Source organism: Streptomyces swartbergensis (assembly GCF_002148965.1).
GTDB lineage: Bacteria > Actinomycetota > Actinomycetes > Streptomycetales > Streptomycetaceae > Streptomyces > Streptomyces swartbergensis.
Genome location: NZ_NGFN01000062.1, coordinates 21,624 through 28,798, shown reverse-complemented (window position 1 = coordinate 28,798; position 7,175 = coordinate 21,624). Strand labels below are relative to the sequence as shown.

Below are 7,175 nucleotides of genomic sequence, written 5' to 3'. Positions count from 1 at the left end.
TCGCGGGCCTGCTCGCGCTCGGCTTCCGTGAGGTCGAGCGCGACGGCCCGGGCGAGGGCGGTCGCCGTCGTCTCCTCGTCGCCGAGCCGCCCCGCGATGTCCGCGCGCAGGACGAGGAGCTGAAGCAGCTGTATGCGCGTCGGCGTCTCGTCCGTCAGGCGCAGCACCCGGTCGACGACCTTGGCGGCGCCCGCCGCGTCCCCCTTGGAGTCCGCCAGGAGGGACGCGTGGTGCAGGGCCCGGGCGAAGGTCTCCTCGGGGGCGGGCCCGTGGTGTCGGTCCTCGCCCGTGCGCTGACCGACCCGGACGCAGTTGCCGCCCGGGTCGGTCATGAGGAACTGCCGCACGCCGTACGACATGTCCTTGAGCGGCCCGACCCGCGGCAGGCCCCGGGTGGGGATCCTGCCGTACGCCGCCTTGAGCCCAGCCCGGAACGCCTGGTAGAGGCCGTCGACGTCGTCGGTCAGGACGTAGCAGGTGCTGATCGAGTCGGTCGGCTCGTAGTGCTTCATCGCGAAGAACTGCAGCTCGATGCCGCCGTGTTCGACGACCGCGTACGGGTTGGGGCTGCGCTGCTGGTACGTCACCTCGAAGCCGAGGGCGGTGTAGAACTCGAGGACGGGCGGGAGGGTCCGGCACGGCAGGATCGGGATCGTCTTCTCCGGCATGACCCCACTCTAGTCAAATTTGACCAACCGGGAGGCTAAAAGAGTGCGGCACCCCGTTCGAAGTCCAGCAGTCGCTGCTTGCGTTCCACCCCGCCCCCGTATCCCGTGAGGCCGCCGTTCGCGCCGATGACGCGGTGGCAGGGGACGATGATGCCGATGGGGTTGCGGCCGTTGGCGAGGCCGACCGCGCGTGAGGCGGTCGCGGTGCCGAGGGCGGCGGCGAGTTCGCCGTAGGTGCGCGTCTCGCCGTAGGGGATGCGGCGCAGCTGGTCCCAGACGGTGCGCTGGAACGGGGTGCCGTTCAGGCGCAGTTCGACGGTGAACTCCTTGAGTTCGCCCGCGAAGTAGGCCTTCAGTTGCTCCTCGGTCTGCGCGAACAGGGTGTCGTCGCGGGGGCCGAAGGTCTCCTGCGGCGGGCGGTGGCGCTGGTCGGTCATGTAGAGGCCGCACAGGACGCCGTCGTCGGCGACGAGGGTGAGGGGGCCGTAGGGGCTTTCGGTCACGGTGTGGTGCTTCATGGAACGTCCCTATACCGGTAGGAAGTTGATCGGGTGACTGTCGGTCGCCCAGAGGTACTGGACGGCGTAGGCACGCCAGGGGCGCCAGGCCGCCGCGCGAGCGGTGAGCGCGGCGGGCGTGGAGGGCAGGCCGAGTTCCCGGGCGGCGCGGCGGATGCCGAGGTCGGTGGGGAGGAAGGCGTCGGGGTCGCCGAGGGCGCGCATGGCGATGACGTCGGCCGTCCAGGGGCCGAAGCCGGGCAGGGCGAGGAACTGGGCGCGGGTGCGCGGCCAGTCGCTCTCCACGCCGAGGTGGAGGTCCCCGTCGGCGAGGGCGCGGACCAGGGTGGTGAAGGTCGTGCGGCGGGTGCGGGGCATCGCCAGCGTCTCCGGGTCCAGCGCCGCGAGGGCCTCCGGGCTCGGAAAGAGGTGGGTGAGGCCGCCCTCGGGATCGTCGACCGGTTCGCCGTACGCGGTGACCAGGCGGGCCGCGTGGGTGCGGGCGGCGGCGGTGGAGACCTGCTGGCCGAGCACGGCCCGGACGGCGAACTCGGCCTCGTCGACCGTGCGCGGGACTCTCCGGCCGGGCGCCTTGTCGACCAGCGGTGCCAGGACCGGGTCGGTGCGGAGCTGGTCGTCGATCGCGACCGGGTCGGCGTCCAGGTCGAGCAGGCGGCGGCAGCGGCTGATGGCGACGGTCAGATCGCGCAGGTCGCTGAGGGTGAGGCGGCAGGCGATGTGGTCGGGGCGGGGAGCGAGGGCCACGATGCCGTGGCCGTACGGCAGCCGCAGCGTGCGCCGGTAGGAGCCGTCGCGCCACTCCTCCACGCCGGGTACGGCCGTGGCGGCGAGGTGGCCGAAGAGGTTGTCGGGGTTGAGCGGGGTGCGGAACGGCAGCCGCAGGGACAGCGCGCCGGGGGTGCTCGCGCCCTGCCGCTTCGGGGTGCGGGCCCGCAGCTCACTCGGGGACAGGGCGAAGACCTCGCGGACGGTGTCGTTGAAGGTGCGGATCGAGGCGAAGCCCGCGGCGAAGGCGATCTGCGCCATCGGCAGGGCCGTCGTCTCGATGAGCAACCGGGCCGTCTGGGCGCGCTGGGCGCGGGCGAGCGCGAGCGGGCCCGCGCCCAGTTCGGCGAGCAGCTGGCGCTCGACCTGCCGGGCGCTGTAGCCGAGGCGGGCGGCGAGGCCGGGCACGCCCTCGCGGTCCACGACGCCGTCGGCGATGAGCCGCATGGCCCGGGCGACCAGGTCGGCGCGCTGGTTCCACTCCGGCGAGCCCGGGCTGGTGTCCGGCCGGCAGCGCTTGCAGGCCCGGAACCCGGCCTGCTGGCAGGCCGCCGCGCTCGGGTGGAAGACCATGTTCTCCGGCTTGGGCGGCACGACCGGGCAACTGGGACGGCAGTAGATGCGGGTCGTCAGGACGGCCGTGAAGAACCATCCGTCGAACCGGGCGTCCTTGGACTGGACGGCGCGCACGCAGCGCTCGGTGTCGGTGTGCATCCCCATCTGCATACGTCCAGCATCGGGCACCGGGCGTGGCGGGTCTGGCGAGAATCCGACATCGACCTGCCCGTGCGGCGCCCCGCGGAGACCGCCGAAGCCGGGACAGATGAAGATTCATTCATGTGTTCGTGCGCGACCGGTACGATGAGGTCATGGGTCACGGAGCCGTCATTCCCGCGCAGGACGCCACGGAGCGCGTACGCCTGGACGCGGACAACGTCGCGAAGGTCGCCACCACGCTCCAGGCCCTGTCCACGCCCTCCCGCCTGCTGATCCTGGCGCGGCTGCGGGAAGGCCCGCTGCCGGCCACCGAGTTGGCCGCCGAGGTGGGCATGGAGCAGTCGGCCTGCTCGCACCAGCTGCGGCTGCTGCGCAATCTGGGCCTGGTCGTCGGCGAGCGGCAGGGCCGTTCGGTCGTCTACGCGCTACACGACCACCATGTCGCCGAGCTGCTCGACCAGGCGGTCTACCACGTGGAGCATCTGCGCCTGGGCATCAGCGACGCCGCCGACTGAGGCGGCGCCGCTGTCCCACAGGCGGCCCTACTCGGTGGCCGTCGGCCGTCGCGAGGCCGCCATCGCCTCGCTCACGCGCGTCAGCGGACGCAGCCGGTAGGTGTACACGTAGTCGCGGTTGGCGAAGAGCTTGAACTCGTCGTGGGGGTGGGCGCCCCAGCTGTTGTCGCCGCCCACGCCCGTCTGGCGGTGGTTGACCCGGAGGACCACCGCGTCCCTGGGGTTGAGCTGGTAGTCGTGGCGGGCCCCGACCGACAGGTCCTCGGGGGTGAAGTGCGAGGCGTTGACCTCCAGCAGCGGCTCACCGGACACGAGGAGTCCGCGTCCGCTGCCGTCGGTCAGCGCGGCCCAGCGGACGTCGGTCTTGTTGCCGTTCTCCTGGGGGCGCAGGTAGGGGGTCCACTGCCCGGAGACGGTGCCGGAGTACAGGCCCACGTCGGTGGCGTTGTTGCGGTCCCACATGTTCTCCTCCGGGCCCCGGCCGTAGTAGTGCAGCCGGTCCAGACGGCGGGGCAGGAACAGCAGGGTGCCGACCTCGGGGATGTACGGCAGGTTCGGCGCTCCCGGGTGCAGGGTGTTGTCGACCTTGATCTCGCCGTTGCCGAAGGCCGTGTAGGTCGTGCTGTACGTGGACTCCGTGCTGGTGGGGAGCGTGCCGGTGATGGTGACCTCGACGGCCCGGTCGTCCAGCGGCCGGACCCGTACGTCCGCCACCTTCCGCTTCGCTCCGGCGTCGCGCCAGGTCTGGTTGCGGGTGTGGTGGCCGTTGCCCCGGTCGTTGTCGGTGGGCGCCCGCCAGAAGTTCGGGACGGAACCGGAGGTGATGAGCCGGGTGCCGCCCGCCTCGTACGACGTGATGGTGCCGGTGCTCTTGTCGACGGTGACCGAGAAGCCCTTGCCCCTGACCGTGACGTCCTCGTCCCGGTCGGTGTACCGCAGGGCGGGGACGCTGCGCAGCGGCAGCGGGGTCACGGCCGGGCTGTCCGAGTCGAGGGCGAGCTGCTGCTTGGCCACCTCGAAGCCGGCCTTCGCCCACTTGGTGGGTTCCTTGGTGGTGAAGGAGAGCTCGAGGAAGTACTCCGTGCCCGGTTCGGGCTTCGCCGGCAGCCGCACCGGCACCTTGATGTCCTTGCTGGTCAGCGGCGCGAGATTCAGCTGGTCGCGGGTCAGCCGGCCGCGCTGGACGACCTTGCCGTCGGCGACGAGGGACCAACGGCCGTCGAACTCGCGGAGGTTGGTGAAGAGGTACTCGTTGGTGAGGGTGACGGCACCGAGGCCTCCTCCGGAGGCCGGGGCCGCGTTGATCGCCTGGTAGATCTGCTTGACCTCGGCGGACTTGCCGGTGAGGGTGCGGTCGGGCAGGACGATGCCGTCGCCGGCGAAGGCGCCGTCGTTGGGGTTGTCGCCCCAGTCGCCGCCGTAGGCGTAGAACGTCTTGTCGCGCGGGCGCTTCTCGGTGAAGCCGACGGTGGCGGCGTCGAACCAGAACCGCACGCCCTCGTCGTCCGGGCCGCGGCTGTCCGAGGCCAGCTCCGCGGCGCTCAGCGCACGGGCGTACACGCGGGCCCGCCGGATGGTGCCGCTGAACTCCCGGGTCGGGTTGTCGACATCGGTGGCGAGCGTGAGGGACGCCGTGTTGGTGCTGGGACGCCGGGTGGTGGTCCGGGTGCCGCGCGCCTGGCCGTCGACGTACAGGGTGAGCGTCCCCGCGTCCGCGTCGAAGACGCCGGCGATGTGGTGCTCCTTGCCCGTCCAGCCCTCGGGCAGCGCCCAGCTCGCGGTGACCCACTGGCCGCCGCCGTGGATGAAGAACTCCAGGTTCTTGTCGGTCTGTTTGAGGGCGTACTGGGTGTCGCCCTTGGCGAGGAGGGGCTGGTGACCGCCGGTCACGTGCGGGGTGACCCAGGCCTCCAGCGTGAGGGAGCCGGTGAGGTCGAGGCGGGCGTCGCGGGGGAAGACGGTTCCGCCGGAAACGCCCTTCGCGCGGTCGAAGGTGCCGGCGGGTGCGATGACCTCGCCGCGCAGTGCGCCCGGGCCGGACTCGGTCAGCAGCTTGCGGGTCGGGGTCGGCCAGCTCAGGGCCTGGTCGACGAAGTCCCAGATCCAGCCGCCCTGGAGGACGTCGTAGCGGCGGACGATGTCCCAGTACTTCTTGAAGTTGCCGTTGGAGTTCCCCATGCCGTGCGAGTACTCGATCATCACGTACGGCCGGGTGTCGCTGGTGTCCTTGGCGCGCTGCTCGACCCGCTGCGGGCTGTCGTACATCTCGGAGCGGATGTCGCTGATGCCCGGGCGGTCGTCGCCCTCGTACTGGATGACGCGGGTGGGGTCGTAGGAGCGGATCCAGTCGTACATGGCGTTGAACGTCGTGCCGCCGCCCGCCTCGTTGCCGAGGGACCAGATGACCACCGAGGCGTGGTTCTTGTCGCGGTGGACCATGTTCTGGGCGCGGACCACGCACGCCTCGGTCCACTCGGGGTGGCCGCTGCCGGGGAACTTGTCGCGGATGCCGTGGGTTTCGAGGTTGGTCTCGTCCACGAGGTACAGGCCGTACTCGTCGGCGAGTTCCAGCCACAGCGGGTTGTTGGGATAGTGCGAGGTGCGGACGCTGTTGATGTTGAGCCGTTTGATGATCTCGATGTCCTCGATCATCTGCGCACGGGTGACCGCCGAGCCGGTGACGGGGTGCATCTCGTGCCGGTTGGTGCCGCGGAAGGAGACCGGCTTGCCGTTGATGCGCATCAGGCCGTCCTTAAGCGCGAACTCACGGAAGCCCACCCGGTGCGAGAGGGTCTCGACCACCTTGCCGGACGGGTCGCGCAGGCGCAGCACGGCGGTGTAGAGGTTCGGGTGCTCGGCCGACCAGAGCTTCGGCGAGGGGACGGCTCTGGACGCCTCGGCGGTGGCTTCGTCGCCGTCCGGGACGTCGACGGGCTGGTTCAGGGGCCGCGACCAGACGGCGTGGCCGCGCGCGTCGTAGAGCTGGGTCTCGACGGTGTAGCGGCCCGCGCCCTTGCCGCCGTAGTCGCGGACGTGCGCGGTGACCTTCAGGTCGGCGGAGGTGTAGTCGTCGCCGAGCGGGGTGTCCAGTTTGAAGTCGCGCAGGTGCACGTTCGGCGTGGAGTACAGGTGGACCGAGCGGAAGATGCCGCTCAGCCGGATCATGTCCTGGTCCTCCAGCCACTCGGCGTCCGAGTAGCGGTACACCTCGACGGCGATCTGGTTGGTGCCCGGCTTGAGGTGGCGGGTGATGTCGTACTCGGCGGAGGTGTAGGAGTCCTCGTGGTAGCCGACCAGCTCGCCGTTGATCCACACGTAGTGGGCGGACTTGACGCCCTCGAAGTGCAGGAAGGTGCGCCGGCCCGACCAGTTCCGGGAAACGGTGAACGTACGGCGGTACTGGCCGACGGGGTTGTAGCGGGTCGGGGCGGCCGGCGGCTGGGCGTCCTCGCCGCCGCCGTTGGGGCCCCACCAGGGGTAGGTGATGTTGACGTAGATCGGGAAGTCGTAGCCGTGCAGCTGCCAGGCCGAGGGCACGGGGGTGGTGTCCCAGCCGGAGTCGTCGATGTCGGTGCGGTAGAAGTCGGCGTCCCGGTCGTCGGGGCGGTCGGCGTAGGCGAACTTCCATTTGCCGTCCAGGCTCAGGCGGTACGGCGAGCGCTCGCGGTCGCCGGCCAGGGCCTGTGTGAGGTTCGCGTACGGCATGAGCGTGGTGTGCGGCGGCTCGGTGCCCACGCGGTACACGGCCAGGCCGTCGTTCCACTCCGGAGGGCCGTCCGCCGCCGGGCGCCGGCCCGCTGCCTGCGCGGCGGCGGGCGACGCGGACAGGGCGAGCGCGCCGAGCACGGCGGCGCCGCCTTCGAGCAGACGGCGACGGCTGACGACGGGCCGGTCGGCGGGGGACGAGAGCGGGTGCGGCATGACCGTGGCCTTCCTCGGTTCGACAGGGTGCTGCACGGACTGAGGGCACGTCAGATTCGATCCTCAACTCC

At 71.2% G+C, this 7,175-nt stretch carries 5 protein-coding genes; 1 reads left to right on the top strand and 4 read right to left on the bottom strand.

Annotation, left to right across the window (positions count from 1 at the left end; all coding sequences use genetic code 11):
* From CA983_RS13050 to CA983_RS13040, 3 genes are all read right to left on the bottom strand, one after another.
* Nucleotides 1-668 (bottom strand): bleomycin resistance protein (locus tag CA983_RS13050; protein ID WP_086601049.1); only part of this gene is annotated, 668 nt, incomplete at its 3' end.
* 35 nt (nucleotides 669-703) lie between these two features.
* Nucleotides 704-1,186 (bottom strand): methylated-DNA--[protein]-cysteine S-methyltransferase, encoded by a 483-nt coding sequence (locus CA983_RS13045; protein ID WP_086601048.1) that lies wholly within the window; start codon nucleotides 1,184-1,186, stop codon nucleotides 704-706.
* Nucleotides 1,187-1,195: 9 nt separating this feature from the next.
* Nucleotides 1,196-2,665 carry an AlkA N-terminal domain-containing protein gene (locus tag CA983_RS13040; RefSeq protein WP_086601051.1) on the bottom strand — a complete coding sequence of 490 codons (1,470 nt, stop codon included), beginning with the start codon at nucleotides 2,663-2,665 and terminating at the stop codon, nucleotides 1,196-1,198.
* Nucleotides 2,666-2,820: 155 nt separating this feature from the next.
* Between CA983_RS13040 and CA983_RS13035 the strand changes: the two genes are divergently transcribed.
* Entirely contained in the window at nucleotides 2,821-3,183 is a 363-nt protein-coding gene (locus CA983_RS13035) for an ArsR/SmtB family transcription factor (protein ID WP_020274584.1), read from the top strand.
* A 27-nt stretch (nucleotides 3,184-3,210) separates the two neighbouring features.
* Here CA983_RS13035 and CA983_RS13030 read toward each other — a convergent pair whose 3' ends face one another.
* A complete protein-coding gene (locus CA983_RS13030; protein WP_086601047.1) occupies nucleotides 3,211-7,104 on the bottom strand; it encodes a glycoside hydrolase family 2 TIM barrel-domain containing protein in 3,894 nt (1,297 codons plus the stop codon).
* Between the last annotated feature and the right edge of the window lie 71 nt (nucleotides 7,105-7,175).

Bases quoted from the DNA above. Each gene is read 5' to 3' on its own strand.
- CA983_RS13045 (WP_086601048.1), bottom strand. From the start codon at position 1,186: ATGAAGCACCACACCGTGACCGAAAGCCCCTACGGCCCCCTCACCCTC.
- CA983_RS13040 (WP_086601051.1), bottom strand. From the start codon at position 2,665: ATGCACACCGACACCGAGCGCTGCGTGCGCGCCGTCCAGTCCAAGGAC.
- CA983_RS13030 (WP_086601047.1), bottom strand. From the start codon at position 7,104: ATGCCGCACCCGCTCTCGTCCCCCGCCGACCGGCCCGTCGTCAGCCGT.
- CA983_RS13035 (WP_020274584.1), top strand. From the start codon at position 2,821: ATGGGTCACGGAGCCGTCATTCCCGCGCAGGACGCCACGGAGCGCGTA.